Source organism: Georhizobium profundi (assembly GCF_003952725.1).
GTDB classification, from domain to species: Bacteria; Pseudomonadota; Alphaproteobacteria; order Rhizobiales; family Rhizobiaceae; genus Georhizobium; species Georhizobium profundi.
The window spans coordinates 3,554,011-3,578,713 of the sequence record NZ_CP032509.1; the positions used below are offsets into that span (position 1 = coordinate 3,554,011).

The 24,703-nt window shown below is 62.5% G+C and carries 26 protein-coding genes; 13 read left to right on the forward strand and 13 right to left on the reverse strand.

Features of this window, described 5'->3' with window-relative positions; all coding sequences use genetic code 11:
- Positions 1 to 7: 7 nt before the first annotated feature.
- The 11 genes from rnhA to coxB form a co-directional block, all read right to left on the reverse strand.
- The gene (gene rnhA, locus D5400_RS17165; RefSeq protein WP_126011125.1) at positions 8 to 460 is read right to left on the reverse strand and encodes a ribonuclease HI; all 453 of its coding nucleotides are present in this window, start codon (positions 458 to 460) and stop codon (positions 8 to 10) included.
- On the reverse strand, positions 457 to 1,428 hold the full coding sequence (locus D5400_RS17170) for a homoserine kinase (RefSeq protein WP_126011126.1): 972 nt from the start codon (positions 1,426 to 1,428) through the stop codon (positions 457 to 459). The genes rnhA and D5400_RS17170 overlap by 4 nt, the downstream gene beginning before the upstream one ends.
- A 1-nt stretch (position 1,429) precedes the next feature.
- Positions 1,430 to 2,464, reverse strand: a complete 1,035-nt coding sequence (gene ispH, locus D5400_RS17175; protein WP_126013489.1) for a 4-hydroxy-3-methylbut-2-enyl diphosphate reductase — start codon at positions 2,462 to 2,464, stop codon at positions 1,430 to 1,432.
- Positions 2,464 to 3,237, reverse strand: coding sequence for an SURF1 family protein (locus tag D5400_RS17180; RefSeq protein WP_245451336.1), 774 nt, complete (start codon positions 3,235 to 3,237; stop codon positions 2,464 to 2,466). The genes ispH and D5400_RS17180 overlap by 1 nt, the downstream gene beginning before the upstream one ends.
- Positions 3,221 to 3,610, reverse strand: coding sequence for a DUF983 domain-containing protein (locus D5400_RS17185; RefSeq protein ID WP_126011128.1), 390 nt, complete (start codon positions 3,608 to 3,610; stop codon positions 3,221 to 3,223). The genes D5400_RS17180 and D5400_RS17185 overlap by 17 nt, the downstream gene beginning before the upstream one ends.
- A gap of 103 nt (positions 3,611 to 3,713) precedes the next feature.
- Complete coding sequence (locus tag D5400_RS17190; protein ID WP_126011129.1) at positions 3,714 to 4,592, reverse strand: cytochrome c oxidase subunit 3; 879 nt, start codon at positions 4,590 to 4,592, stop codon at positions 3,714 to 3,716.
- A gap of 59 nt (positions 4,593 to 4,651) precedes the next feature.
- Positions 4,652 to 5,266: a cytochrome c oxidase assembly protein gene (locus D5400_RS17195; protein WP_126011130.1), complete on the reverse strand. Its 615-nt coding sequence runs from the start codon at positions 5,264 to 5,266 to the stop codon at positions 4,652 to 4,654.
- Positions 5,267 to 5,277: 11 nt separating this feature from the next.
- Positions 5,278 to 5,430 carry a hypothetical protein gene (locus D5400_RS21275; protein ID WP_164527743.1) on the reverse strand — a complete coding sequence of 51 codons (153 nt, stop codon included), beginning with the start codon at positions 5,428 to 5,430 and terminating at the stop codon, positions 5,278 to 5,280.
- An 11-nt stretch (positions 5,431 to 5,441) separates the two neighbouring features.
- The gene (cyoE, locus tag D5400_RS17200) at positions 5,442 to 6,404 is read right to left on the reverse strand and encodes a heme o synthase (RefSeq protein WP_126011131.1); all 963 of its coding nucleotides are present in this window, start codon (positions 6,402 to 6,404) and stop codon (positions 5,442 to 5,444) included.
- Positions 6,405 to 6,512: 108 nt separating this feature from the next.
- A complete protein-coding gene (gene ctaD, locus D5400_RS17205) occupies positions 6,513 to 8,171 on the reverse strand; it encodes a cytochrome c oxidase subunit I (RefSeq protein WP_126011132.1) in 1,659 nt (552 codons plus the stop codon).
- An 18-nt stretch (positions 8,172 to 8,189) separates the two neighbouring features.
- Positions 8,190 to 9,089 carry a cytochrome c oxidase subunit II gene (coxB, locus tag D5400_RS17210; RefSeq protein ID WP_164527926.1) on the reverse strand — a complete coding sequence of 300 codons (900 nt, stop codon included), beginning with the start codon at positions 9,087 to 9,089 and terminating at the stop codon, positions 8,190 to 8,192.
- Positions 9,090 to 9,413: 324 nt separating this feature from the next.
- Between coxB and D5400_RS17215 the strand changes: the two genes are divergently transcribed.
- The 4 genes from D5400_RS17215 to D5400_RS17230 all read left to right on the forward strand — a co-directional run bounded on the left by D5400_RS17215 (position 9,414) and on the right by D5400_RS17230 (position 13,465).
- On the forward strand, positions 9,414 to 10,043 hold the full coding sequence (locus D5400_RS17215) for an invasion associated locus B family protein (RefSeq protein ID WP_126011134.1): 630 nt from the start codon (positions 9,414 to 9,416) through the stop codon (positions 10,041 to 10,043).
- A gap of 127 nt (positions 10,044 to 10,170) precedes the next feature.
- Positions 10,171 to 11,586, forward strand: a complete 1,416-nt coding sequence (tldD, locus tag D5400_RS17220; RefSeq protein WP_126011135.1) for a metalloprotease TldD — start codon at positions 10,171 to 10,173, stop codon at positions 11,584 to 11,586.
- A gap of 16 nt (positions 11,587 to 11,602) precedes the next feature.
- Entirely contained in the window at positions 11,603 to 12,328 is a 726-nt protein-coding gene (locus D5400_RS17225; protein WP_126011136.1) for an NAD-dependent deacylase, read from the forward strand.
- A gap of 63 nt (positions 12,329 to 12,391) precedes the next feature.
- Entirely contained in the window at positions 12,392 to 13,465 is a 1,074-nt protein-coding gene (locus D5400_RS17230) for a polysaccharide deacetylase family protein (RefSeq protein WP_164527927.1), read from the forward strand.
- Here D5400_RS17230 and pdxH read toward each other — a convergent pair.
- Entirely contained in the window at positions 13,448 to 14,068 is a 621-nt protein-coding gene (pdxH, locus tag D5400_RS17235; RefSeq protein WP_126011138.1) for a pyridoxamine 5'-phosphate oxidase, read from the reverse strand. The two genes, D5400_RS17230 and pdxH, sit on opposite strands and share 18 nt — an antisense overlap.
- Before the next feature lies 1 nt (position 14,069).
- Between pdxH and D5400_RS17240 the strand changes: the two genes are divergently transcribed.
- The 8 genes from D5400_RS17240 to D5400_RS17275 all read left to right on the forward strand — a co-directional run bounded on the left by D5400_RS17240 (position 14,070) and on the right by D5400_RS17275 (position 20,820).
- Positions 14,070 to 14,558, forward strand: a complete 489-nt coding sequence (locus D5400_RS17240) for an RT0821/Lpp0805 family surface protein (protein ID WP_126011139.1) — start codon at positions 14,070 to 14,072, stop codon at positions 14,556 to 14,558.
- A 70-nt stretch (positions 14,559 to 14,628) separates the two neighbouring features.
- Positions 14,629 to 15,696: a DnaJ C-terminal domain-containing protein gene (locus tag D5400_RS17245; protein ID WP_164527928.1), complete on the forward strand. Its 1,068-nt coding sequence runs from the start codon at positions 14,629 to 14,631 to the stop codon at positions 15,694 to 15,696.
- 98 nt (positions 15,697 to 15,794) lie between these two features.
- The gene (fabI, locus tag D5400_RS17250) at positions 15,795 to 16,613 is read left to right on the forward strand and encodes an enoyl-ACP reductase FabI (RefSeq protein ID WP_126011141.1); all 819 of its coding nucleotides are present in this window, start codon (positions 15,795 to 15,797) and stop codon (positions 16,611 to 16,613) included.
- A 25-nt stretch (positions 16,614 to 16,638) separates the two neighbouring features.
- Positions 16,639 to 17,238, forward strand: coding sequence for a histidine phosphatase family protein (locus D5400_RS17255; protein ID WP_126011142.1), 600 nt, complete (start codon positions 16,639 to 16,641; stop codon positions 17,236 to 17,238).
- A 110-nt stretch (positions 17,239 to 17,348) separates the two neighbouring features.
- Positions 17,349 to 18,461 (forward strand): chorismate synthase, encoded by a 1,113-nt coding sequence (gene aroC / locus D5400_RS17260; protein ID WP_126011143.1) that lies wholly within the window; start codon positions 17,349 to 17,351, stop codon positions 18,459 to 18,461.
- A 49-nt stretch (positions 18,462 to 18,510) separates the two neighbouring features.
- Positions 18,511 to 19,608 carry a 3,4-dihydroxy-2-butanone-4-phosphate synthase gene (gene ribB / locus D5400_RS17265; protein WP_126011144.1) on the forward strand — a complete coding sequence of 366 codons (1,098 nt, stop codon included), beginning with the start codon at positions 18,511 to 18,513 and terminating at the stop codon, positions 19,606 to 19,608.
- Positions 19,609 to 19,630: 22 nt separating this feature from the next.
- Complete coding sequence (locus tag D5400_RS17270) at positions 19,631 to 20,560, forward strand: histone deacetylase family protein (RefSeq protein WP_126011145.1); 930 nt, start codon at positions 19,631 to 19,633, stop codon at positions 20,558 to 20,560.
- Complete coding sequence (locus tag D5400_RS17275) at positions 20,557 to 20,820, forward strand: exodeoxyribonuclease VII small subunit (protein ID WP_126011146.1); 264 nt, start codon at positions 20,557 to 20,559, stop codon at positions 20,818 to 20,820. The genes D5400_RS17270 and D5400_RS17275 overlap by 4 nt, the downstream gene beginning before the upstream one ends.
- 29 nt (positions 20,821 to 20,849) lie before the next feature.
- On the opposite strand, the gene D5400_RS17280 is transcribed toward D5400_RS17275, so the two are convergent.
- On the reverse strand, positions 20,850 to 22,367 hold the full coding sequence (locus D5400_RS17280) for a putative bifunctional diguanylate cyclase/phosphodiesterase (RefSeq protein WP_126011147.1): 1,518 nt from the start codon (positions 22,365 to 22,367) through the stop codon (positions 20,850 to 20,852).
- Between the two features lie 400 nt (positions 22,368 to 22,767).
- On the opposite strand from D5400_RS17280, the gene dxs reads away from it, so the two are divergent.
- Entirely contained in the window at positions 22,768 to 24,702 is a 1,935-nt protein-coding gene (dxs, locus tag D5400_RS17285; RefSeq protein WP_126011148.1) for a 1-deoxy-D-xylulose-5-phosphate synthase, read from the forward strand.
- Position 24,703 lies beyond the last annotated feature (1 nt).

Genomic DNA, 24,703 nt, shown 5'->3' on the forward strand with positions numbered 1-24,703 from the left:
TCCTCAATCAGCCGGCACGCCTTGCCGCCTTGAACGGCGCCATGGCGAGGCGTGCCAGCTCGTCGGCCCGCTCATTCTCCGGGTGGCCGGCATGGCCCTTTACCCAGTGCAGGCGAACCTCGTGGCGATTGCGCGCCGAATCCAGCGCCTGCCACAGCTCGGCATTCTTGACCGGTTTCTTGTCGGCGGTTTTCCAACCATTCTTTTTCCAGCCATGGATCCACTTGGTCAGGCCGTCGCGCACATAAACGCTGTCAGTATAGAGATCGACCGTACAGGGCGTCTTCAAGGCCTCAAGCGACGCGATCGCCGCCATCAGCTCCATGCGATTGTTCGTCGTCTCGGCCTCGCCGCCCGACAGTTCTTTTTCGATGTCGTTGAAACGCAGGATCGCGCCCCAGCCGCCCGGCCCCGGGTTTCCCGAGCAGGCGCCGTCGGTGTAAATCTCAACTGTCTTCATGCTGTCTCGCGAAGCCCGTATTCGGCCGCGTCCTTGATCTGTCTGTGGAAGCGCAAGCGCCTCAGATATTCCTTGGGGTCTTTCTTCACGACAAGTGCGCCTTCCGGCGTCGTCAGCCAGTCATAGAGACGCGTCAGGAAGAATCGGAGCGCCGAGCCTCGTGCCAGAAGCGGCAACGCGACGCGCTCCGCATCCGTCAGCTTGCGCACGGAATCATAGCCATCCAGAAGCGCCATGCCCTTCGTCATGTTGAAGGACCCATCTTTTTCAAAGCACCAGGCGTTTAGGCAGATCGAGACGTCATAGGCGAGCAGGTCGTTGCAGGCGAAATAGAAGTCGATCAGCCCGGAAACTTCGTCTCCGAGGAAGAACACGTTGTCTGGAAAGAGATCGGCGTGGATGACGCCGCTCGGAAGATTGGAGGGCCAGGAGGCCTCCAGGCTGTCCAGTTCCCTCTCGATCTCGGCCACCAGCCCCGGCTCGACCGTTTCCGCCCTGTCCCGCGACATGTCCCACAGCGGGCGCCAGCCCGAGACCGAAAGCGCATTGGCCCGACCGAGTTCGAAGCCATCGCCCGCCACATGCATGCGCGCAAGTGCTGCCCCCACCTCGCGGCAATGCTCGGCGCGCGGCCGCCTCAGCCACATGCCCTCCAGGAAAGAGATCATCGCGGCCGGACGGCCGGCGAGTTCGCTCAACACACCATCATCGCGCTTGCGGATCGGCAGCGGGCAATTGAGCCCCTGCCCGGCAAGGTGCTCCATCAGGCCGAGGAAGAACGGCAGATCGCGCCTGTCGACCCGCTTTTCATAAAGCGTCAGAATGAAGGAGCCGGCCGTGGTGTGAAGCAGGAAGTTCGAATTCTCGACCCCCTCGGCAATGCCCTTGTAGCTCAGCAGTGTGCCGACGTCGTAGTCGGCCAGGAAGACAGCAAGTTCATCCTCGGTGATATCGGTGTAGACGGCCAAGTCAGCGTGCTCCGATGGCGAGAGCTTCGCCATTGACGAAGGCCATGTCGGCCACCGTCAATTCCGTGTCGCGCAATTCGCGATTGACGAGGAAAGTCTCGTCTTCCTGCACGGTTTCGGCCAGTTCGACGGTGACATCGAACCGCTGCCTGAAGGCTTCGATGATTTCGCTGACGATCGTTTCCGGCGCGGAGGCGCCGGCCGACAGGGCGACGGTCTTCAAGGGGCCGAGATGATCCCAATCGATCTCGTCCGCCCGCTGGACCAGCAGCGCGTGCTGGGCGCCCGCTCGCACGGCCACTTCGACCAGACGCTTGGAATTCGACGAGTTGGGTGCACCCACCACGAGGAAAAGATCGGTTCCGGGTGCTGCCGCCTTCACCGCATCCTGCCGGTTGGTCGTTGCGTAGCAGATCGATTCGGCCGCGGGCGCCTTGAGATTGGGGAAACGCTCCGTCAGCGCCGCGATGACGCCGGCCGTATCGTCCACCGAAAGCGTCGTCTGGGTGACGAAACCGAGATTGTCAGGGTCTGCCGCTTCATAGGCGCGGGCATCCTCGACCGTTTCGATGAGGGACACGGCATCTTCCGGCAACTGCCCCATGGTGCCGATCACCTCCGGGTGGCCAGCATGGCCGATCAGGAGCACATGCCGACCCTGCCGCTCATGGCGCATGGCCTGCTTGTGGACCTTGGAGACCAGCGGACAGGTCGCATCGAGATAGAAGAGATTGCGCGCTTGCGCATCGGCCGGCACCGATTTCGGCACGCCGTGGGCCGAGAAGATCACCGGCTGCCCACGATGCTCCTCGGGAATCTCGTGAAGTTCTTCCACGAAGACCGCGCCCTTGGCCTCAAGGCCCTCCACCACATAGCGGTTGTGGACGATCTCATGGCGGACATAGACCGGCGCGCCGTATTTCTTCAGCGCAAGAACGACGATCTGGATTGCCCGATCGACGCCTGCGCAGAACCCTCTCGGGCCGCACAGCCGGATCGTCAACGGCACCCTCGCCTCGTTCGTCACCTCTGTCATCATGCCTCTCGGTCGCTGTCCTGCGGCCTGCGTAGAAACATGAAACCGACCACACCTGCAAGGGCTGCAGCAAGGCCATACCAGGTGACGGCGTATTGCAGATGGTTGTTTGGCAGAGCGACCTGGGTCACGCCGGGGATGGGATAGCTGTTTACAGGCGCATCATAGGTGCGGATATCTGCGAAGAACGGCACGAGGCTCTCCGTTTGAAGGCCCATCGCTTCGCGCATGGCCTCGAAATCCTTCCAGTACCAGAGATTATCGGCCGGCGCGTTGTCTGGCACGACGAAGCCAGGCTTTTCGAACAGCGGATTGCGGGCCAAAGCGTCAAAACCGACGATCCCCGTCGGCTCCTGCCAGGGACGGTCTGCGATGTTCTTCATGTCGTAAGGCACGAAGCCGCGGTTGACGATGATCGAGCGGCCGTCTTCCAGCGTGAGGGGTGTGTAGACATACCAGCCGGACTGGCCCTGGTGCGTGGCGAGAAAATGCTGCTCGGAGGCGTGGTCGAACGTCCCGCTCAGGCGGATCGGCACGTACTCCACGTCCTGCTCGGCCGCGAAAAGCGCTTCCGCTTCGGGGAGCGCCATCGGCTCGGCGACGATGCGCTGCTCGATCGTTGCCAGCAGGGCTTCCTTCCATTGCAGGCGCTCCACCTGCCACGTTCCGAGCGCGATCAACGCGCCGAAGGCGGCGAGGATCACCACGAGGAAGATCGGCCCCGGCCTGCGCCGCTCGCGCACGACGATTGGCGTATCAGCGTTTGCCGTCATCGATGGCTCCCTCGCGTGCATTGTGCTTGTATTGCAGCGTGATCAATACGCCCTTGAGTGCCCGCAGAAGCGCCAGGCAGAGAACCAGCGTCACCGGCGCCCAGAGCAGCAGGTGCACCCACAGCGGCGGCTGAAAGGTCAGTTCCGCCCAAAGGGCCATCCCCACGACCAGGAAGCCGATGATCATGATGACGAAAACCGCTGGCCCGTCGCCGGCATCGGCAAATCCATAATCGAGCCCGCACGCCTGGCATTCGGGCTTCAGGCTCAGGAAGCCATCGAACAGACGCCCCTCGCCACAGCGCGGGCAGACGCCCTTCAAGCCTGCGCGAACCGGATCGACTGCGGGGAAATGGGCGTGGTCCTCGTACATGTTCGGCCTCACGCAATGAAAATGGGCGGCCCGATGGTCTCGGACCGCCCCAGATATATGCATTCCGGACCGTCCGGGCCATGGCCCGGACAGCGATGCGACATCAATGCGCAGCGATCGGTGCGCCCCAGGATGCCCAGACGTAGATCGAGAAGAAGAGGAAGAGCCACACCACGTCGACGAAGTGCCAGTACCAGGCGGCCGCTTCGAACCCGAAGTGCTTCTGCGGCGTGAAGTGCCCCTTCAGCGCACGGATGAGGCAGACGACGAGGAAGATCGTGCCGACCAGAACGTGGAAGCCATGGAAGCCCGTGGCCATGAAGAAGGTTGCGCCATAGATCGAATTGGCGAAGTCGAACGGGGCAACCGTGTACTCATAGAACTGAACGTAGGAGAACAGCGCGCCGAGCAGCACGGTGAGCGTCAGGCCATAGATGAGGCCCTTGCGGTCGTTGTGCAGCAGCGCGTGGTGCGCCCAGGTGACCGTCGTGCCGGAAAGCAGCAGGATGACGGTGTTGTAGAGCGGAAGGTGCAGCGGATCGAGCACTTCGATACCGGCCGGCGGCCACTGACCGCCCGTGAAGGCGACACGGGCCTCCTGGATCGATTCGTCGGCGAAGAGGCTCGCGTCGAAGAAGGCCCAGAACCAGGCGACGAAGAACATCACTTCGGAAGCGATGAACATGATCATGCCGTAGCGCAGGTGCAGCGACACGACGCGTGTGTGATGGCCTTCGCGCGATTCCTTTACCGTGTCCGACCACCAGCCATACATGGTGTAGAGCACGATCGCGAGGCCGATGTAGAAGAGCCACGGGCTCGCCCAGTTGACCCCGAACATGTTGAAGGAGCCACCGGAAAGATAGCGCATGTAGCCGACGCCACCGAAGGCCATGACCAGAGCGCCGATCGAAGCGACCAGGGGCCAGGGTGACGGGTCGATGATGTGATAGTCGTGATTTTTCGTATGTGCATCGGCCATGAACTGATCCCCGATTGACCTTTCCTTGCAGGCGGAACCCGACGGACCGCCTTATTCCATTAGAGACTGTCCGAATTCTTCTCGTCGCCTACCGGCGCTGCAGCAACGGGTGCAGCTTCCGTGGCGTGCGGGAAGAACGTGTATGACAACGTAATCGTTTCGATGTTCTGCGTCTCGCGCTGATCGACGATCGCCGGATCCACGAAGAACACGACCGGCATGTCGATCGACTCACCGGGTTCGAGGCTCATCTCGGTGAAGCAGAAGCACTCGACCTTGTTGAAGAAAGCGCCGGCGGTCTGTGGCGTGACATTGTAGGTCGCCTGACCGGACGTCGTGCGCTCGCTGTTGTTGGTCGCGACGTATTCGACCTGGATCGTCTCGCCGATCCGAACTTCGACCTCGCGCTGCTTCGGACGGAATGTCCAGGGCAGACCGTTCACGTTCGAATCGAAGCGAACCTTGACCGTGCGGTCGAGGATCGTGTCGGAATACTGTTCGGCGCGCTGCGTCGTGCCGCCATAGCCTGTCACCTGACAGAACAGCTCGTAAAGCGGCACCGCCGCATAAGCCATGCCGCCCATGGTCGAGGCGAATACCAGACACGCGATCACGATGCCGCGGTTGTTGGCGGGCTTCTTCGTTTCTGCTGCAGTGTCGTTACGATCGGCCACGTGCGTCTCCCTCAGATCATCGGCTTGTTCATGATCTCCGGCCCGATCTTGATGACCGTTGCCGCATAGAACAGGATGACGAGCAGCGCCAGAACGATGCCGATTGCGATGGACCGGTTGCGGCGCGCGCGCTTCTGCTTTTCCGTCAGTTCAACAGTTTCCATTGCCGCCTCCATCATGCCGCAAACGCTGTGAAGGCCCGCATCGCCCAATCGTCGATCAGGAACAACGCGAAGATAGCGAAGAGATAGATCAGCGAGTAACCGAACAGCTTCTTGGCCGGAACCATGACGCGATCGTCTTCCGGCATCGTCCAGACCTTGTAGGCATGGCGAATGAACTCGGCGCCAAGCAGCAGCGAAACGGCGGCGTAGACCGGGCCGGCGAAGCCGAGGAAGTACGGCGATACGCCGACGATGGCCGTTGCGACCGCGTACCAGAACATCTGCGTCTTGGTGGATGCCTCGCCCTTGACGTTGGGCATCATCGGAACGCCGGCATCACCATAGTCACGCAGCTTGAACAGCGCGAGAGCCCAGAAGTGCGGCGGCGTCCACAGGAAGATGATCAGGAAGAGCACGACGCTTTCGATCGAGATCGAACCGGTAACGGCGACCCAGCCGATCATGGGCGGGAACGCGCCGGCAGCACCGCCGATGACGATGTTGTGCGGCGTCATGCGCTTCAGCCACATCGTGTAGACGACGGCGTAGAAGAAAATGGTGAAGGCGAGAAGCGCGGAAGCGGCCCAATTGACGAGCAGGCCGAGCGTGATCACCGAGAATATGGACAGGATCAGGCCGAAGCCCAGCGCTTCGCCACCGGTCACCCGGCCATCGGGAATGGGGCGCTTGGCCGTTCGCGTCATCACCGCGTCGATATCGGCATCGTACCACATGTTGAGCGCGCCGGAGGCGCCTGCGCCGACGGCGATGCAGAGCACGGCAACGCCAGCGATGAACGGGTGGATGTCGCCGGGCGCGAGATAAAGGCCGACGAAGGCCGTGAAGATCACGAGCGACATGACCCGCGGCTTCAGGAGATCGAAGAAGTCACGCGCGCTGGCCTCGGACATGCGGACATCGGACCCGCCAACGATTTCAGGCACGGCGACATCATGATCGCTGGTGTAGGCCATTCAACTCAACCTTTCGCGCGGGACGCGCAGATTTCAGTCTTCTCTCAAGTCGGAGACCGCCAAACGATGCTGGCGGTCTCTTGTTCATCAACCCTGGTCGGCTGCCGCTTACTTGATGCGCGGCAGCTGCTCCCACTGGTGGAACGGCGGCGGCGAAGACAGCTGCCATTCAAGTGTCGTTGCACCCTCACCCCATGGATTGTCGCCCGCGATCCGCTTCTTGGCGAAGGCTTCCCAAACGCCATAGAGGAAGATCAGGACGCCGATGGCGGCGATGTACGAACCGTAGGACGAGATCGCGTTCCAGCCTGCAAAGGCATCCGGGTAGTCGATGTAACGGCGCGGCATGCCGGCCAGACCCAGGAAGTGCTGCGGGAAGAACACGAGGTTCACGCCGATGAAGGTGACCCAGAAGTGGGTCTTGGCGACCATGGAATTGTACATGTAGCCGGTCATCTTCGGGAACCAGTAGTACCAGGCTGCGAAGATCGCGAACACGGCGCCGAGCGACAGCACGTAGTGGAAGTGCGCAACGACATAATAGGTGTCGTGGAAGGAGCGATCGAGGCCCGCATTGGCGAGCTGAACGCCCGTGACGCCACCAACCGTGAAGAGGAAGATGAAGCCGATCGCCCACAGCATCGGCGTGCGGAACGAGATCGAACCGCCCCACATCGTCGCGATCCACGAGAAGATCTTCACGCCCGTCGGAACCGCGATGACCATCGTGGCAAAGACGAAATAGCGCTGCGTGTCGAGCGACAGGCCGACCGTATACATGTGGTGTGCCCACACGATGAAGCCGACGGCGCCGATCGCGACCATGGCATAGGCCATGCCGAGATAGCCGAACACCGGCTTGCGCGAGAAGGTCGAAATGATGTGGCTGACGATGCCGAAGGCCGGCAGGATCAGGATGTACACTTCCGGGTGACCGAAGAACCAGAACAGGTGCTGGAAGAGGATCGGATCACCACCGCCCGACGGATCGAAGAACGCCGTGCCGAAGTTGCGGTCCGTCAGAAGCATGGTGATGGCACCAGCGAGAACGGGCAGCGACAGGAGAAGCAGGAAGGCGGTGATCAGAACCGACCAGGCGAAGAGCGGCATCTTGTGCAGCGTCATGCCCGGAGCGCGCATGTTAAAGATCGTGGTGATGAAGTTGATCGCACCGAGGATCGACGAGGCACCGGCAATGTGCAGCGACAGGATCGCGAGATCCATGGCTGGCCCAGGCTGGCCGGATGTCGAGAACGGAGGGTAGATCGTCCAACCACCACCGACACCGTAGGCACCGGCCGGACCTTCGACGAACATCGAAAGCAGCAGCAGGATGAATGCGGGCGGCAGAAGCCAGAACGAGATGTTGTTCATGCGTGGGAACGCCATGTCCGGCGCACCGATCATGATCGGCACCATCCAGTTGGCGAAGCCGCCGATGAGCGCCGGCATGACCATGAAGAAGATCATGATGAGGCCGTGAGCGGTCGTGAACACATTGTACATGTGCTTGCCGCCGTCGAGGGCTGCATCACCCTCGAAGCCGTAGACCATGGCTGCGAGGCCGTGGAAAATCTGGATGCCCGGCTCCTGCAGCTCCATGCGCATGAAGATGGACAGGGCGCCACCGATGATGCCCGCCATGATCGCGAAGATCAGGTAGAGCGTACCGATGTCCTTGTGGTTGGTGGAGAACATCCACCGCTTCACGAAGCCTTGCGGCACGTGATCGTGATGGGCGTCGTGAGCAGCGGTCGAACCGGCCATGAGCCTCGCTCCTAGTTCTTACTGTGCATCGTTTTCGGCAACGTCGACGGACTTTTCAGCCTCGATCGCAGCAATGAGAGCGCGGTTCGCTTCGCCGACATTGGCGGCAGCGGCCGTAGCCCAGGAATTGTACTGCTCTTCGCTCACAACGCGGATCGCGATCGGCATAAAGGCGTGATCCTTACCGCACAGTTCTGAGCACTGGCCGTAATAGAGGCCTTCACGCTCCGCCTTGAACCACGTCTCGTTCAGACGGCCCGGCACGGCGTCCATCTTCACACCGAAAGCCGGCATGGCGAAGGAGTGGAGAACGTCACCGGCCGTGATGAGCAGGCGGACGGTCTGGTTCACCGGCACAACGACTTCGTTGTCGACGGCCAGCAGACGCGGATAAGCGGCAACATCGGTCTTGCCGGCAGCTTCGCGGTCGGCGTCCTGCAGCATGAAGGAATCGAAGACGACTTCCGTCGGCTCGCCACCCTCTTCCGCTTCAGCCTGGTATTCATAGCCCCAGTACCACTGGTAGCCGGTCGCCTTGATCGTCAGCGCGGCTTCTTCCGGCGGATCGTACTGGGCGGAGAGCAGTTGGAAGGACGGAACGGCGATCGCCAGGAGAATCACGACCGGCGCGACGGTCCAGACAACTTCGATCAGCGTGTTGTGGCTGGTGCGCGACGGAACCGGGTTTGCCGATTTACGGAACTTGATGGCGCAATAGGCGAGAAGGCCGAGAACGAGCAGCGTGATCGGCACGATGAACCACAGCGTGTAAATCTCGAACCACGTGATTTCCTGCATGATTCCAGTCGCTGCCGGCTGAAAACGCACCTGCCAGTCGACCGGCTGATCCGCGTTGGCCCCGGTAGCAGAAAGCAGCGAAACCATAGCGGTCAGCGCTGCAAATGAGATGTATCTCACACCCAATCTCCTTGAAGCATGGCCCATTGCAGGCACAATCTTGTACCGAGCCGGACTTTCTTGCCCGCTTAGAACCATAATTTACAGGCTATCGCAACATGCGGAAGGCGCTTCTCATGCGGCATTTTGCACCCGACGCGCCATAGTCTTAAGGTGGGGCGTCCACGCCTGCCTCCCATGTCTCCACTCTTTGTTTATTTGCGTCTAGCTGCACGATTCTGGCCGTTATTGATGGATATGCGGGAAGGCTCCGCCGGCCGGGCTTTCATTTTCGGCCGCGCGCCGTCAAATTCCTGCCTGTGATTCGCCATTTCGAGGTCGCCGATGCTGCCGAGCCCACTGTCTGTCTTCATCCGGAGCGCCACCGCCGGCGCCGCATTCCTGGCCCTGGCCGCACTCCCTCTTTCAGCCCAGGCACAGGATGCCGAGGCTCCGGCCGAAGCGCCGGCGGCAGAAACGCCGGCTGAAGGCGAGCCTGCGCCGGAAGCCCAGACATTGCCGGAGACTCAGCCTTCGCCATCACAGAGCGGCGCCGTTCGCTCCACACATGGTGCCTGGTCGATCGTCTGCGACGAACAGGCTGGCGCGCCCGACGAGCAATGTGCGCTCATGCAGAACGTGATCGCCGAGGACCGCCCGGAAGTCGGTCTTTCGGTCGTCGTGCTGAAGACGGCCGACGATCAGGCCCGCATCCTGCGCGTCCTTGCGCCACTCGGCGTTCTTCTGCCCAACGGCCTCGGTCTCAATGTCGATGGCGAGGATATCGGCCGGGCCTATTTCGTGCGCTGCTTCACCGACGGCTGTTACGCTGAGGTGATTTTGGAAGACGAACTGCTCGAGACCATGGGTAGCGGCACGACCGCGACGTTCATCGTGTTTCAGACGCCGGAAGAAGGCATCGGCATACCGGTCGATCTGGACGGCTTCGAAGCAGGCTTCGCTGCCCTGCCCTGAGGCTGCCTCGGCCGCCACGCGTATTCCAAAGCCGCCTCATGGGCGGCTTTGCCGTTTCTGAGGGTGTGATTCCGCCCGGCCAGGGCCTATATGAGCCGGACCACTTCAAGCGCCCGGGAGCCTCTTCGTGACCGATCAATTGCTCGACAAGTTCGATATCTCCGCAGCCTCGATCGAGCGGATCGTGTCCGACACGCTGCACGGCGCAGACGATGGCGAACTCTTCCTCGAATACCGCCAGTCCGAAGGGCTGCTTTTCGACAATGGCCGTTTGAAGAGCGGTACCTTCAACACCGACCAAGGTTTCGGATTGCGGGCCGTGGCGGGTGAGGCCATCGGGTATGCCCATGCAGGCGAATTGTCCGAGGCTGCGCTCAAGCGTGCAGCCGATGCCGTTTCGGCCGTGACCGTCGGGCATTCTGGCAGCTATGCGGCGGCTCCGCAGCGCACCAATCGCAGCCTTTACGGCGAGGAGAACCCGATCGGCCAGCCCGATTTCGAGCAGAAGGTGAAGCTCCTGCAGGAAATCGATGCCTATGTGCGCGCCAGGGATCCCAGGGTTCGGCAGGTAACCGTGTCACTCGGCGCGAGCTGGCAAGTGGTGGAAATCATCCGCGCCGATGGCGAGCGGCGGCGTGACGTGCGACCGCTGACCCGAGTGAACGTCTCAGTCGTCGTTGGCGATGGCGACCGCCAGGAGAGCGGCAGCTTCGGGATGGGCGGCCGGCACGGCTTTGGCGATTTCGTCGTGGCCGAGAACTGGCGCAGCGGCGCCGACGAAGCTCTTCGCCAGGCTCTCGTCAATCTCGAAGCGCGCCCTGCTCCGGCCGGGACGATGGACGTCGTGCTCGGCAATGGCTGGCCGGGCGTGATGCTGCATGAAGCCGTCGGCCACGGGCTCGAAGGCGACTTCAACCGCAAGAAGACCTCGGCGTTTGCCGGGCTTCTCGGCGAACAGGTCGCCGCCAAAGGCGTCACGGTGGTGGATGACGGGACGATCGGCGAACGCCGCGGCTCGATCACCATCGACGACGAAGGCACGCCGTCCGCCTACAATGTCCTTATCGAGGATGGGAAGCTCGTCGGCTACATGCAGGATCGTCAGAACGCCCGGCTGATGGGCATGAAGCCGACCGGCAATGGTCGTCGCGAAAGCCACAGCCATGCACCGATGCCCCGCATGACGAACACCTATATGCTCGGCGGCCAGCACACGCCGGAAGAAATGATCGCTTCGGTGAAAAAGGGCATCTACGCTGTCTCCTTCGGTGGCGGACAGGTGGACATCACCTCCGGCAAGTTCGTCTTCGGCTGCACCGAGGCTTACATGATCGAGGACGGAAAGATCGGCCACCCCATCAAGGGTGCGATGCTGATCGGCAACGGACCCGACGCGATGAAGCGCATTTCCATGATCGGCAACGATCCCAAGCTCGACACCGGTGTCGGCAATTGCGGCAAGGCGGGCCAGTGGGTGCCCGTGGGCGTCGGCCAGCCACACCTGAAGATGGAGCAGACCACGGTCGGCGGCACCGAAGCCTGACTGGACAACGTCGGCCATGGCGTTTCGCCCCTCCTCCATCGTCATCCTTACCGGCGCCGGCATTTCGGCCGAATCGGGCGTGGCGACTTTCCGCGACAAGGGCGGCATCTGGTCGAGGGTTCGCATCGAGGATGTGGCCACGCCGCAGGCCTTCGCGCGCGATCCTGACCGCGTGCACGATTTCTACAACGAGCGGCGCGCCGGGCTGGACAGTGTCGCGCCCAATGCCGCCCATCTTGCGCTCGCACGGCTGGAGCAGGAATTCACTGGCGATTTCCTGCTGGTCACCCAGAACATCGACGATCTGCATGAGCGCGCGGGCAGCCGGAAGCTGATCCACATGCATGGCGAACTGGCAAAGGCGCTCTGCCTCCACTGCGGGCAGCGCAACGCGTGGCGTGATGAGATGGATACTTTAACGCCATGCCCCACCTGCAGCATGGGCGGCGGAATGCGCCCCGACGTCGTCTGGTTCGGCGAGATGCCCTATGAGATGGACAGGATTTCCAACCGTCTCCAAGCGGCCGACCTTTTCGTGTCGATCGGCACAAGCGGCACCGTCTATCCCGCCGCCGGTTTCGTGGAAGAAGCACGCAGCGCCGGCGCACTGACCGTCGAGCTCAACCTCGAGCCCTCGGCCGGGCATTCGCACTTTCATCGCTCCGAAACCGGAACGGCGTCTATGCTCGTGCCCGCCTTTGTCGACAGTCTGCTTGCGGGAACGATCTTCAACAAAGATTAATGTCCATCCCCTAACACTCGAAGCTGAATGCAGCACGATCGGCGTTGGGGGATCGAGGGCGGCGTGGGGACGACACTCGCCAGACATGGCCTGGGAAAAGCTGCGGTCGCCGTAGCGCTGGAGACGTTTCACCTCGCCTCCCGCGCAGGCATCGGCCGCGCCAGGCGCCCCCGTGCGCTGATTTTCACGCTTCATCATGTGCGCCCGGCTGTACGCGCACCGTTTGCGCCAAACGCGCATCTGGAAGTGACGCCTGAATTTCTCGACGTCGCCTTGTCTTCCCTGATCGCGGACGGCTTCAAGCCGGTGCGCCTGGAAGATCTTCCCGATCACGTGCGGGACGGCAATGCGGGCGACAGTTATTTCGCCTTCACGCTGGACGACGGCTATCGCAACAATCGCGACCACGCGCTTCCCGTCTTCAAACGGCACAACGTGCCTCACACGATCTTCTTGACTCGTGGGTTTGTGGAGCGCACCCATTCCGCCTGGTGGGAAACGGCGGCGACGCTGCTTGGCAACCAGAACTCGCTGACCTTTGATTTCGGCAGCGGGCTGGAGACACTCTCCACGACGACGATCGCGTTGAAGTCACTCGCCTTTGCGCGGCTTGCCGCTGCAATTCGATCCGGCCATCAGGATGAGCGCATTCAGGTGTTAGACATCGTTGCCCGGGATGCCGGGCTCGAGCCTCTGGACTTCATCGAAAGCGAGATCATGGACAGTGCCGAACTGGTGGCTCTCGCTGATTCTGAAGCGCTGGTTTCGCTGGGCGCCCACAGTCTTACCCATCCAAGCCTGGCGCATGTCACGCCGGAGCGCCTGCACGCAGAGCTGAACGGGTCTGCCGATTATATCGGCGAGATCACCGGCAAGCGCCCGGCGACGTTTGCCTATCCCTATGGCAGTGTCTGCGCGGCGGGGCCGCGGGAATTCGCAGCTTCCGGGGAGGCTGGCTTCAAGCTCGCGGTGACAACCCAGCCCGGCGTGATCGACGCTGCCGGACTGACACTTTCACCGTTCAGCCTGCCGCGAATTTCGCTCAACGGCCACTTTCAGCGAGCGCGCTATGTCCGTGCGCTCGCTTCCGGATTGCCTTTCCGCATGATGAAACGCCGCTCAGGGATAGAGGCGTAGGCGATCCCAGGCTGCGCCCTCGTCCTGGCGCGTGAACTTGATGCGGTCGTGCAGGCGAAACGCGCCGTCCTTCCAGAACTCGATCGCGACCGGCTTGATGCGAAAGCCAGACCAGTGAGGTGGGCGCGGGATCGTGTCGTCGCCATAGCGTGCGGTCAGGTCGGCCACTGCCTTTTCCAGGGTCGCCCGGTCGTCCAGCGGTCGCGACTGCGCGGAAGCCCAGGCGCCGATCTGGCTGCCTCGGGGACGCGATGTGTAATAGGCGTCCGCCTCCGCCTCCGTCACGATTTCGACCGGTCCGCGAACGCGAACCTGCCGGCGCAACGACTTCCAGTGGAAGCACATGGCGGCCTTCATGGTCGCCTGGATCTGGGAACCCTTGGCGCTTTCGAAATTGGTGTAGAAAACGAAGCCGCGATCATCGAAGCCCTTGAGCAGAACCATCCGCACATCCGGCAGACCGTCGGTGTCGACCGTCGCCAGTGCCGTCGCCGTCGGATCGTTGACTTCGCTCGCCACGGCTTCTTCCAGCCAGCCCGCGAACAGAGCGATGGGGTCCGTCGCCTCGGTGAAGTTACCTTGAATTAAGGATGTATCGCTCATTGTGGATTCAGATGCGCCTTCCGTTTTCAATTGCGTCGACCATATGGTGCCCATCCTGCACAAGTCCATGACATTGCGCGGCCGTTTCACCCCAGCATGCAGGGCTATGTGCGTCGGCTTCCTGACGCTCGCCCTCAGCGGGTGTATCGGCACGGACATGGACATGGCGCTCGGCGTCGATCACACCGTGACCGGCTCCATCAACAGGCCCGCCGGTCCAATCCCCGGCAGCGACGACGCGGCCCTCATAGCGGCCGTCGCCGATATCGACCTTGCCCGCACGCCGGACGGACCCTTTGCCTGGGCCAATCCCTCCACGGGAACGACAGGCGTCATCGGCTATGTCGCTGAAGAACAGCGCGAGGATGCCACCTGCCGCCGGTTTTCCACGACACGTCGCGACGTGTTCGGACGTCGGCAGTTCCAGGGTCTCGGCTGCAGCAATGACGGCGAACGCTGGCAGATCATCAATCTCTCGCCTGGAACATGAAAAAGTCGGCATAAACCCTCAATTAGCAATCTCTTCCTAGACTGCATGTCGGTCCATGGAAGAATCGGTCATGCGTAATCCGTATTTTATACTCGGCGTTCAGCCCGATGCCGGCAAAGACGAGATCAAGAGCGCCTTCCGGCGGCTCGCCATGGCGTTTCACCCGGACCAGAATCCCGGTGATTTCGGCGCTCAGGAGCGCTTCTCGGAAATCAACGCGGCCTACCAGATCCTCGGCAACCCCGATCGGCGTCGCGAATTCGATGAGGGGCTCATCGATGCGCGCGGACGCAAGCGGCCGGCCAGCGCGGCTGGGAAGCGAACAGCGGACCCCTTTGCCGCATCCGATATCAACCGCCGCCGTCCGGAGCCGCAGGAGCGGCCCGAGGATGTTGCCGAACGCATCTTCGGCGAGACCTTTCAGCAGGCCAAGCCCGCCGCCGACGCTGCACGGGCGGCAGGGCGCGCGACCATCAACGATGCGCCTGGGATCGATGACGTGCCGTTGGACGGTGCGCCTGCTGAGCCGCGCACGGAAAAAGCCAATCCTGCCAAGCCGCAGCGCAGCTGGTCGCTCTTCGATCGCGCTTTGAAGCCGCTTTTCGGCTTGATCACCCCACGCGACGAGACAGGGGCGAGCGACACGCATGTGCGGCTCGAGGTGCCTCTGGCCACGATCATGAATGGTGGCGAGCACGAGGTGCGGCGCAGCGATGGGTCGACGGTTTCCGTCAAGGTGCCGCGCGGCGCTCTCCAGGGCGACATTGTCCGTGTTTCCGGACAGGGCAGCGGGGCGGATGCGGGTTCGCGCGGCGACCTCTGCGTCGCGATCGTTTACGAAAAGGACGCGCGCTTCCGCAGCGAAGGGCGCGATCTGGTTGTGGCAGTGCCGCTAACCCTGGATCAGGCAGTTTTCGGCGCGACGCTAACCGTGGAAAGTCTCGACGGGCCGATGCCGATCAAGGTCGATCCATGGTCGGATTCGGCCGCCAGCATTCGCGTGGCCGGCCGGGGCCTGCCCACCAGCGGCGGTACGCGCGGCGATCTCGTCTGCGAGCTGCGGCTGATGCTGCCGGCCGAAACGGACGAAAAGCTGACCGATCTTCTGCGCATGCAGCGCGGCGCCTGGTTCGTCTGAAGGATGAAAACCGCCCCGGGATAGCGTTCAGCTCTCCCTTGAACCATCGGAAGGCCTGTGCAATAGGCTCTCGCACTTGGAAAGCCGAGGAGAGAGACATGGATCAGGCAACGGGGCTGATGCGCGGCAAGCGCGGCGTCATCATGGGCCTCGCCAACAACCGCTCGATTGCCTGGGGCATTGCGAAGACCTTGGCAGAAAACGGTGCGGAAATCGCACTTACCTACCAGGGCGACGCGCTGCGCAAGCGGGTCGAGCCCCTGGCGGCAGAGCTTGGCGCGATCGTCGCCGGCCATTGCGATGTTGCCGATGAAGAGACGATCGACGCCGTCTTCGCCGAAGTCGAGCGCCAGTGGGGCAAGATCGATTTCGTCGTTCACGCGATCGCTTTTTCCGACAAGGATGAGTTGACCGGCCGCTACCTGGAAACGTCGCGTTCGAACTTTGCGCGCACGATGGATATCTCGGTCTATTCGCTGACTGCAGTGACCAAGCGTGCCGAGAAGATCATGAACGACGGCGGCTCGGTGGTGACACTCACCTATTACGGCGCCGAGAAGGTCATGCCGCACTACAACGTCATGGGTGTCGCCAAGGCCGCGCTCGAGGCGAGCGTGCGCTATCTCGCCGTCGATCTCGGCAATCGCGGCATCCGCGTCAACGCGATTTCGGCCGGCCCGATCAAGACGCTCGCAGCTTCCGGCATTGGCGATTTCCGCTACATTCTCAAGTGGAACGAGTACAATGCTCCACTGAAGCGGACGGTCACGATCGAGGAAGTCGGGCGCTCGGCGCTTTACCTCCTTTCGGACCTTTCGACGGCCGTCACGGGCGAGATCCACCATGTCGACATGGGCTATCACACCGTCGGCATGAAGGCGGTCGATGCGCCGGACATATCCGTCGTCAAGGACTGAGCATCCCCTTCCAAGAGGCCGTGACGTGCTGATTTATGCCATCCGCCACGGCCAGACGGACTGGAATGCCGAAGATCGCTTCCAGGGCGCGCGCGACATTCCGCTAAACGATATCGGGCGCGGTCAGGCCCGCGCGAACGGCCGCCTGCTTGCCCAGGAACTGGGAAGCACGATCACCGAGTTCGATTTCGTGGCAAGCCCGCTTGGGCGGACCCGCGAGACGATGGAGCTGATCCGCGCCGAACTCGGCCTGCCGGTCGCCGACTACCGAACGGACGATCGCATCATCGAGGTCTGTTTCGGCGACTGGGAAACGCGCACGCTCGAGGAACTCTCGCTCGATCAGGCCGACGCCGTCGCACAGCGCGATGCCGACAAATGGCATTTCATTCCGCCCGGAAGTGACGCCGAGAGCTATGAAATCCTCTCTTGGCGCGTGGCATCCTGGCTTGAGACCGTGGACCGGCCGACGATCTGCGTCTGCCATGGTGGGGTCATTCGCTCGCTGTTCAAGCTGGTTGGCCAGTTGCCTGCCGAGGATGCCGTGGTCATGCCGGTGCACCAGGATCGCATCGTGCTCATCAAGGACGGTTCCGCGTCCTGGCTACCCGTGGCCGGTGGTTGACGCTGCGGCACCCGCCCTGCCCCCGTTTGCCATGCGTCCGACGTTTGCGCATGGGCAAGGCTTGCGTTAGATCAGGCTCCGCTTTCACTTGAGATGCACCCAGGCACCCCATGTCGCACAATACTTTCGGCCATCTTTTCCGCGTGACGACCTTCGGCGAAAGCCATGGCGTGGCGCTTGGGTGCGTGGTCGATGGCTGCCCGCCCGGCATCGCCTTCACACTGGCCGAGCTTCAACGCTGGCTCGACAAGCGTAAGCCGGGACAATCGCGTTTCGTGACGCAGCGTCGTGAAGACGACGTGGTGAAGGTTCTCTCCGGGGTGATGCCGCAGGAAGACGGGTTCACCTATGTGACCACCGGCACGCCGATCGCGCTCGTCATCGAGAACACCGACCAGCGGTCCAAGGACTACTCCGAGATTTCGCGGCAGTATCGGCCCGGCCATGCCGATTACACCTATGACGTCAAATACGGCGTGCGCGACTATCGCGGCGGCGGGCGCTCGTCGGCGCGCGAAACCGCGGCGCGCGTGGCGGCCGGCGGCATCGCCCGCAAGGTGCTTCCCGGTGTGAAATTCCGCGGCGCGCTCGTGCAGATCGGCGATCGCCCGATCAACCGGCGCAACTGGGACTGGGATAGCGTCGACACCAACCCGTTCTTCGCGCCCGATCCGGAGATCGTGCCGGTGTGGGAAGACTATCTCGATGAGGTGCGCAAGGCCGGTTCTTCGGTGGGTGCCATCATCGAAGTGGTGGCGGAAGGCGTACCTGCAGGTCTTGGGGCACCGATCTACGCCAAGCTCGACCAGGACATTTGCGCCGGGCTGATGTCGATCAACGCCGTCAAGGGCGTGGAAATCGGCAACGGTTTTCTGGCAGCGACGATCCGCGGCGAAGACAATGCCGACGAAATGCGCATCGGCCCCGATGGCAAGCCGATCTTCCTCTCCAATCATGCCGGCGGCATTCTGGGAGGCATTTCCACAGGCCAGCCGATCGTTGCGCGCTTCGCCGTGAAGCCGACGTCGTCGATTTTGAACGAGCGCCGCAGCATCGATGCCGACGGAAACGAAGTCGATATCCGCACCAAGGGTCGCCATGACCCGTGCGTCGGCATCCGCGCCGTTCCGATCGGAGAGGCCATGCTCGCCTGCACGATCGCCGATCACTATCTCAGGGACCGAGGGCAGACCGGCCGGTCGAGACTTGCCGACGACGACTGAAGCCCCTCCGCCACACGAGTTGCGTCCATACGCTTGCTAGGAACACGTCATGCCATACGACCAGAAACGCGTTGTCGAAGCTCTGCGGGCCTTCGAAGCCGGTGAAATCGTCGTCGTCACCGACGATGACGGGCGCGAAAACGAAGGCGACCTGATCGTCGCTGCCGTTCATTGCACGCCCGAGAAAATGGCTTTCATCGTGCGCCACACGTCCGGCATCGTCTGCACGCCGATGACACGCGAAGACGCCAAGCGCTTCAATCTCGGCCCGATGGTTGCCGAAAACGATGCGCCGCACACGACGGCCTTCACCGTCTCGGTGGACTACAAGCACGGCACGACGACGGGGATCTCGGCCGACGACCGGACGCTGACGGCACGCAACCTTGCCAATCCCAATGCCGGTGCGGTCGATTTCGTGCGGCCGGGCCACATTTTCCCGCTCGTTGCACGCGAGGGCGGCGTCTTGATGCGCTCCGGCCACACGGAAGCGGCGGTGGACCTCTGCAAGCTGGCCAATCTGCCGCCCGTCGGTGTCATTTGCGAACTCGTCAACGACGACGGCACGGTGATGCGCGGACCGCAGGTTGCAGCCTTTGCCGACGCCAACGGCCTCAAGCAGGTTTCCGTCGCCGACCTGATCGCCTATCGGCAGCGCAAGGAAACGCTGGTCAAGCAGAACGCCACCTTCCCGATCGAGACGCCGCACGGGCGCGCTGTCGCGCATTCCTATTCCCTCCCTTGGGACCCGATGCATCATCTCGCCATCGTTTTCGGCGACATTCGTGACGGCGAGGACGTGCCAGTGCGGCTCCAGGTCGGGTCGGTGCAGGATGTGTTCGGCACGCCTCGCCCGATCGATGCCTATATGCAGCGTATCGCGGCCCACGGGCGCGGCGTGATCGTCTATCTTCGTGAGGGCTCCGTCGGCGTTGGCCAGCAGAATGCGGGACGCGCAGCGCTCGGCACCGAAGAACATGACGAGGCTAAAGCCCGCGAGAACGAATGGCTGGAAATCGGCCTTGGCGCTCAGATCCTGAAGGACCTCGGCATCACGTCGATCCGCCTGCTCGCCTCGCGCGAACGGCATTATGTTGGGCTGGAAGGCTTTGGCATCGCCATCACCGAAACCGAAATCTGCTCTTGATCACACTCCGGGGAAGCGCGTCATGACGACCAAGCTTTATACGAGCCCGATCTTTCTGGAGCATCTGGTGCCCGCCGGGCATCCCGAGCGCCCGGATCGCCTGCGGGCCGTGGCCGCTGCTCTGGAGCATGAGAACTTCGATGCGCTCGTCCGGGTCGAAGCTCCGCTGGCGCCGGAAGAAGCGGTGTTGCTTGCTCATCCCGAGACCTATCTGAACCGCGTTCGCGGCAGCATCCCCGAAGAAGGCATGACGCAGATCGACGCCGACACGCATGCCAGCCCGCGCAGCCTGGAAGCCGCGCTGACGGCAGTCGGCGCCGCAATGGCCGCCGTCGACGACGTTTTCACCAACAAGGCCGACAACGTCTTCGTCGCGTCTCGCCCGCCCGGCCACCACGCCGAAGCGGACAAGGCAATGGGTTTCTGCCTGTTCAACAATGCCGCCATCGCCGCCCGCCATGCCCAGCGCAAATATGGCTGCGACCGCGTCGCGATCATCGACTGGGACGTCCACCACGGCAACGGCACTCAGGACATCTTCTGGAGCGACCCGTCGGTGCTCTATCTCTCGACGCACCAGATGCCGCTGTATCCCGGCACCGGCGCAGTCGGGGAGACGGGCACAAAGGGCAACATCGTCAACGCGCCACTGTCGCCCAACACGGGTGGCGATCATTTCCGCGAGGCGTTCAAGTCGCGCATCCTGCCGGCGATCGAGGATGCAATGCCCGATCTGATCATCATCTCGGCCGGATTCGACGCGCATCACCGCGATCCGTTGGCGCAGATCAATCTGGTCGCCGACGATTTCGACTGGGCCACTGCAAAACTCATGGAGATTGCCGAACGCCACACCGGCCACCGCATCGTCAGCCTGCTCGAGGGTGGCTATGATCTGGTGGGGCTGGCCGAGTCGGCCGCAACCCATGTCCAGAGACTGATGAGAGGATGACCATGAACGCGCAACCGGATGCCATCGCCGAGATCGCGGGATTGAGCTTCGAGCAGGCTCTGGCCGAACTGGAGCGCATCGTATCGGATCTGGAGCGGGGCGATGTGCCGCTCGATCGCTCGATCGCCATCTATGAGCGTGGCGAAGCCCTCAAGAAGCATTGCGAAACGCTGCTGAAAGCCGCCGAAGATCGCGTCGAGAAAATCCGGCTCGACCGGAACGGCAAGCCGACGGGCGTCGAGCCGCTGGACGACGCCTAAGCTTTGAAACCTGTTGCTGGCATAGTTCGTTAGGAGGCTTCGGCCAGCATTCCGCCAATTCTTGAAAGATCGATCTGTTCAAGTGGCTGCGGGCGAGCGATCGCGTAGCCCTGGAAGCGATCACAGCCAGCAGCCTTGGCCAGCTGGAAGTCCTCGTCCGTCTCGACACCTTCGGCCACGACCGAGATGCCCTGGATGCGGCCCACTTCCGTCAGTGCCGAGACCAGCACCTGCGCGAGCCTGTCCTTCCCAAGATTGCTGATATAGCTGCGATCGATCTTGATGACGTCGATCGGCAAAGTTTTCAGATAGTTGAAGCCACAATGTCCGGTGCCGAAATCGTCGAGCGCCAGGCGAATGCCCATGGCGCGCAATTTGTTCAGCCTGCGCAGCACATCGGGCGTTGCGTCGGTCGCTGCCGTTTCGGTGATTTCATAGACGATGCGCTGCGGGGCGCAGCCTGTCTGTTGGAGAACGCGCTCGGTCATGGCCACCAGATTGTCGCGCTTCAATTGCTCGCCCGAGACATTGATGCTCACATTCAGGTGCCCGAGCCGAGCCAGATCCTGACAGGCGCGGGTAAAGACCCACTCGCCCAGGAGATCGATCAATGTCGATGATTCCGCCACCGGAATGAATTCGATCGGAGGAATAAGGCCGCGCACGGGATGGCGCCAGCGCACCAAGGCTTCGAAGCCTTTCACCTGCTTTTGAGCATCGACCACGGGCTGGTAGTGCAATTCGAGATGGTCGAGATAGATCGCTGCTCGCAGTTCGCGCTGGAGATACCGAACGCGGCGGCGATCCTGCAGCATGGACTCCTCGAACGTCGTCGCGCGCCCGCGTCCTGCCGATTTGCTCGCGTAAAGCGCCAGGTCTGCATTCTGGAAAAGTCCGCTTGCATCATGGGCACGATCAATCGACGTGGCAGTGCCGATCGAAACGCTGAGGGCGATGTCGTGCCCTGCGTGCCTGAAGGGTTTTGCGACCAGTTGCAGCAGAAGCGCCGTCTGGCGCGCGATTTCGGCCTCGGAGGTGCCAAAGAAGAGGATCGCGAATTCGTCTCCGCCCAGCCGCCCGACTTGGCCCGTCTTGAACTGATGGCGAAGGCAATTGCTGAGATGAACAAGCGCTGCATCGCCCGCCGGATGTCCGAGCGTGTCGTTGAGCTGCTTGAAATGATCGATGTCGATCAGCATCAGCGTGACGGGCACATCGGTCCTGCGAACGGCCTGATCGAGACATTCCATAAAATGTCGGCGCGCCAGGGCGCCGGTCATGACATCGCTTTCCATCATGCGCTGCCGCTCGCCATCGGCGATGTGGGCGTGCTCAAGCTTTCGGTAGACACCGCGCCTGGCATGATGGAGCGTGAACATGGAAAACCCGACTGCCGCCATCGCAGCTGCGGATGTCGCGACGATGGAACCTGTGGCATCCGCTGACAGGGCGATGGCGGATGTGGCCGTCAGCGCCCCCACAAGCGAACATTGCGACACCAGATAGGATCGACGGCTCTGGCGTTGGATCGTTGCTATCAGTCCCATTGCGTCGGTCAGGCCCCGTTTAACTCAGCCTGTTCCTGCCTATCGCCCAGATGTTAAGGCACGGTTGAAATTCAGTATTTCCGCAAAGGCCAACCGATGGAGCCTGGCGGCGAGCGTCTGTCAGCTCGCCTGCTTGCCCGTCCGTTCGACCTCTTTCGACATGGCTTCCCGCACATTTCATGCCGGCCGGGGGTGCAAGTTTCGCCTTGCCTCGCCATATCTGGTGATACATCGCCCGGGTGTCCAAAGGACACATCCATAGGGCGCAGGCGGAATTCATCCCTTTGCCACAGCGGCGACATTGGATAGGAACAACCTTTACCCGATCGGTCGCGGCGAGACGGACCGAAACGACAACACCGGACACGGCCCAAAAGAAGCCGTGCGGAACGAGGCCAGCGTGACGCAACTTCCCCACACCGCGAAACCGGAAACTCCGCTGCTTGACCGCGTGACGTGGCCAGCGGACCTCAAGGCGATCGACGATCGGCAGATGCCGCAGCTTGCCAAGGAGCTGCGCGCCGAAATGGTCGATGCCGTTTCGGTCACGGGGGGACATCTCGGTGCCGGCTTGGGCGTGGTGGAGCTGACCCTTGCCATCCACAAGGTGTTCGACACGCCGGAAGACCGGCTGATCTTCGATGTCGGCCACCAGTGCTATCCGCACAAGATCATCACAGGCCGGCGTGACCGCATCCGCACGCTGCGCCAGGAAGACGGACTGTCCGGATTCACCAAGCGGGACGAAAGCGTCTATGACCCCTTCGGGGCCGCACACTCCTCGACGTCCATTTCCGCCGGCCTCGGCATGGCGGTCGCCAGCGACCTGACGGGCAAGAAGCGGCACGTCATCGCCGTCATCGGCGACGGCGCGCTGTCAGCCGGCATGGCCTATGAGGCGCTGAACAATGCCGGCGCACTCGATGCGCGGCTCATCGTCATCCTCAACGACAACGACATGTCGATCGCGCCGCCGACGGGCGCCATGAGCGCCTATCTGGCGCGGCTCGCGTCCGGCCGGACCTATATGGGCATCCGCGAGTTCGGCAAGAAGCTGACGGCCTATCTCGGCCGATCGGTCGACCGCGCCATTACGCGCGCCGTCGAGCACGCCCGCGGCTACGTGACCGGTGGGACGCTGTTCGAGGAGATGGGCTTTTATCACATCGGGCCGATCGACGGTCATTCCTTCGACCACCTGCTGCCTGTCCTGCGCAACGTGCGCGACAACGGGCGCGGGCCGGTGCTCATCCACGTCGTCACCCAGAAAGGCAAAGGCTACCCGCCGGCCGAGGCCGCTGCCGACAAGTATCACGGTGTTTCCAAGTTCGACGTAATCACCGGCACCCAGGCGAAGGCCAAGCCAAATGCACCGAGCTACACGAACGTCTTTGCCGACGCTCTGATCGGCGAAGCACGTCAGGACGACCGCATTGTCGCGGTGACCGCTGCCATGCCGGACGGGACAGGCCTTGGCAAATTCGCCAAGGAATTTGCGGCACGCACCTTCGATGTCGGGATTGCGGAGCAGCATGCCGTCACCTTCGCCGCCGGTATGGCCACCGAGGGGCTGAAGCCGTTCGTGGCGATTTACTCGACCTTCCTGCAGCGCGGCTACGACCAGGTCGTGCACGACGTGGCCATCCAGAACCTGCCCGTCCGCTTCGCCATCGATCGCGCCGGCTTTGTCGGTGCCGATGGCGCAACACATGCGGGTTCGTTCGACACCACCTATCTGGCCACCCTGCCGGGCTTCGTCGTCATGGCGCCAGCGGATGAAGCCGAGCTCAAGCACATGGTGCGCACTGCTGCCGCCTATGACGATGGCCCGATCGCGTTCCGCTATCCACGCGGCGAAGGTGTGGGCATCGAGATGCCGGAGCGCGGCGAGATTCTGCCGATCGGCAAGGGTCGCATCGTCAAGCAGGGCACGAAGGTCGCGCTTCTCTCATTCGGCACACGGCTTGCCGATGCGCTGCTTGCGGCGGAAGACCTCGATGCGGCAGGCTTGTCGACAACGGTTGCCGATGCCCGTTTCTGCAAGCCGCTGGACGAAGCGATGATCGCGGAACTCGCAGCCACGCACGAGGTGCTGATCACGATCGAGGAGGGCGCAGTCGGCGGCTTCGGCTCGCATGTGCTGCACTATCTCTCGAACGAGGGCCTGCTCGACAATGGGCTGAAGGTGCGCTCGCTCGTGATGCCCGACATCTTCATGGACCAGGCGAAGCCCGAAATCATGGTCGCCAAGGCCGGCCTCGACCGCAAGGGCATCGTGGACACGGTTTTCCGGGCCCTCGAACAGCACGGCGTCGAGCTTCCGGCAAAGGCCTGAA

Coding starts and splice junctions, on each gene's coding strand:
- rnhA (WP_126011125.1), bottom strand. CDS start 460: ATGAAGACAGTTGAGATTTACACCGACGGCGCCTGCTCGGGAAACCCG.
- ispH (WP_126013489.1), bottom strand. CDS start 2,464: ATGACAGAGGTGACGAACGAGGCGAGGGTGCCGTTGACGATCCGGCTG.
- D5400_RS17180 (WP_245451336.1), bottom strand. CDS start 3,237: ATGACGGCAAACGCTGATACGCCAATCGTCGTGCGCGAGCGGCGCAGG.
- D5400_RS17185 (WP_126011128.1), bottom strand. CDS start 3,610: ATGTACGAGGACCACGCCCATTTCCCCGCAGTCGATCCGGTTCGCGCA.
- D5400_RS17190 (WP_126011129.1), bottom strand. CDS start 4,592: ATGGCCGATGCACATACGAAAAATCACGACTATCACATCATCGACCCG.
- D5400_RS21275 (WP_164527743.1), bottom strand. CDS start 5,430: ATGGAAACTGTTGAACTGACGGAAAAGCAGAAGCGCGCGCGCCGCAAC.
- cyoE (WP_126011131.1), bottom strand. CDS start 6,404: ATGGCCTACACCAGCGATCATGATGTCGCCGTGCCTGAAATCGTTGGC.
- ctaD (WP_126011132.1), bottom strand. CDS start 8,171: ATGGCCGGTTCGACCGCTGCTCACGACGCCCATCACGATCACGTGCCG.
- D5400_RS17215 (WP_126011134.1), top strand. CDS start 9,414: ATGCTGCCGAGCCCACTGTCTGTCTTCATCCGGAGCGCCACCGCCGGC.
- D5400_RS17225 (WP_126011136.1), top strand. CDS start 11,603: ATGGCGTTTCGCCCCTCCTCCATCGTCATCCTTACCGGCGCCGGCATT.
- pdxH (WP_126011138.1), bottom strand. CDS start 14,068: ATGAGCGATACATCCTTAATTCAAGGTAACTTCACCGAGGCGACGGAC.
- D5400_RS17245 (WP_164527928.1), top strand. CDS start 14,629: ATGCGTAATCCGTATTTTATACTCGGCGTTCAGCCCGATGCCGGCAAA.
- fabI (WP_126011141.1), top strand. CDS start 15,795: ATGGATCAGGCAACGGGGCTGATGCGCGGCAAGCGCGGCGTCATCATG.
- aroC (WP_126011143.1), top strand. CDS start 17,349: ATGTCGCACAATACTTTCGGCCATCTTTTCCGCGTGACGACCTTCGGC.
- ribB (WP_126011144.1), top strand. CDS start 18,511: ATGCCATACGACCAGAAACGCGTTGTCGAAGCTCTGCGGGCCTTCGAA.
- D5400_RS17270 (WP_126011145.1), top strand. CDS start 19,631: ATGACGACCAAGCTTTATACGAGCCCGATCTTTCTGGAGCATCTGGTG.
- D5400_RS17275 (WP_126011146.1), top strand. CDS start 20,557: ATGACCATGAACGCGCAACCGGATGCCATCGCCGAGATCGCGGGATTG.
- D5400_RS17280 (WP_126011147.1), bottom strand. CDS start 22,367: ATGGGACTGATAGCAACGATCCAACGCCAGAGCCGTCGATCCTATCTG.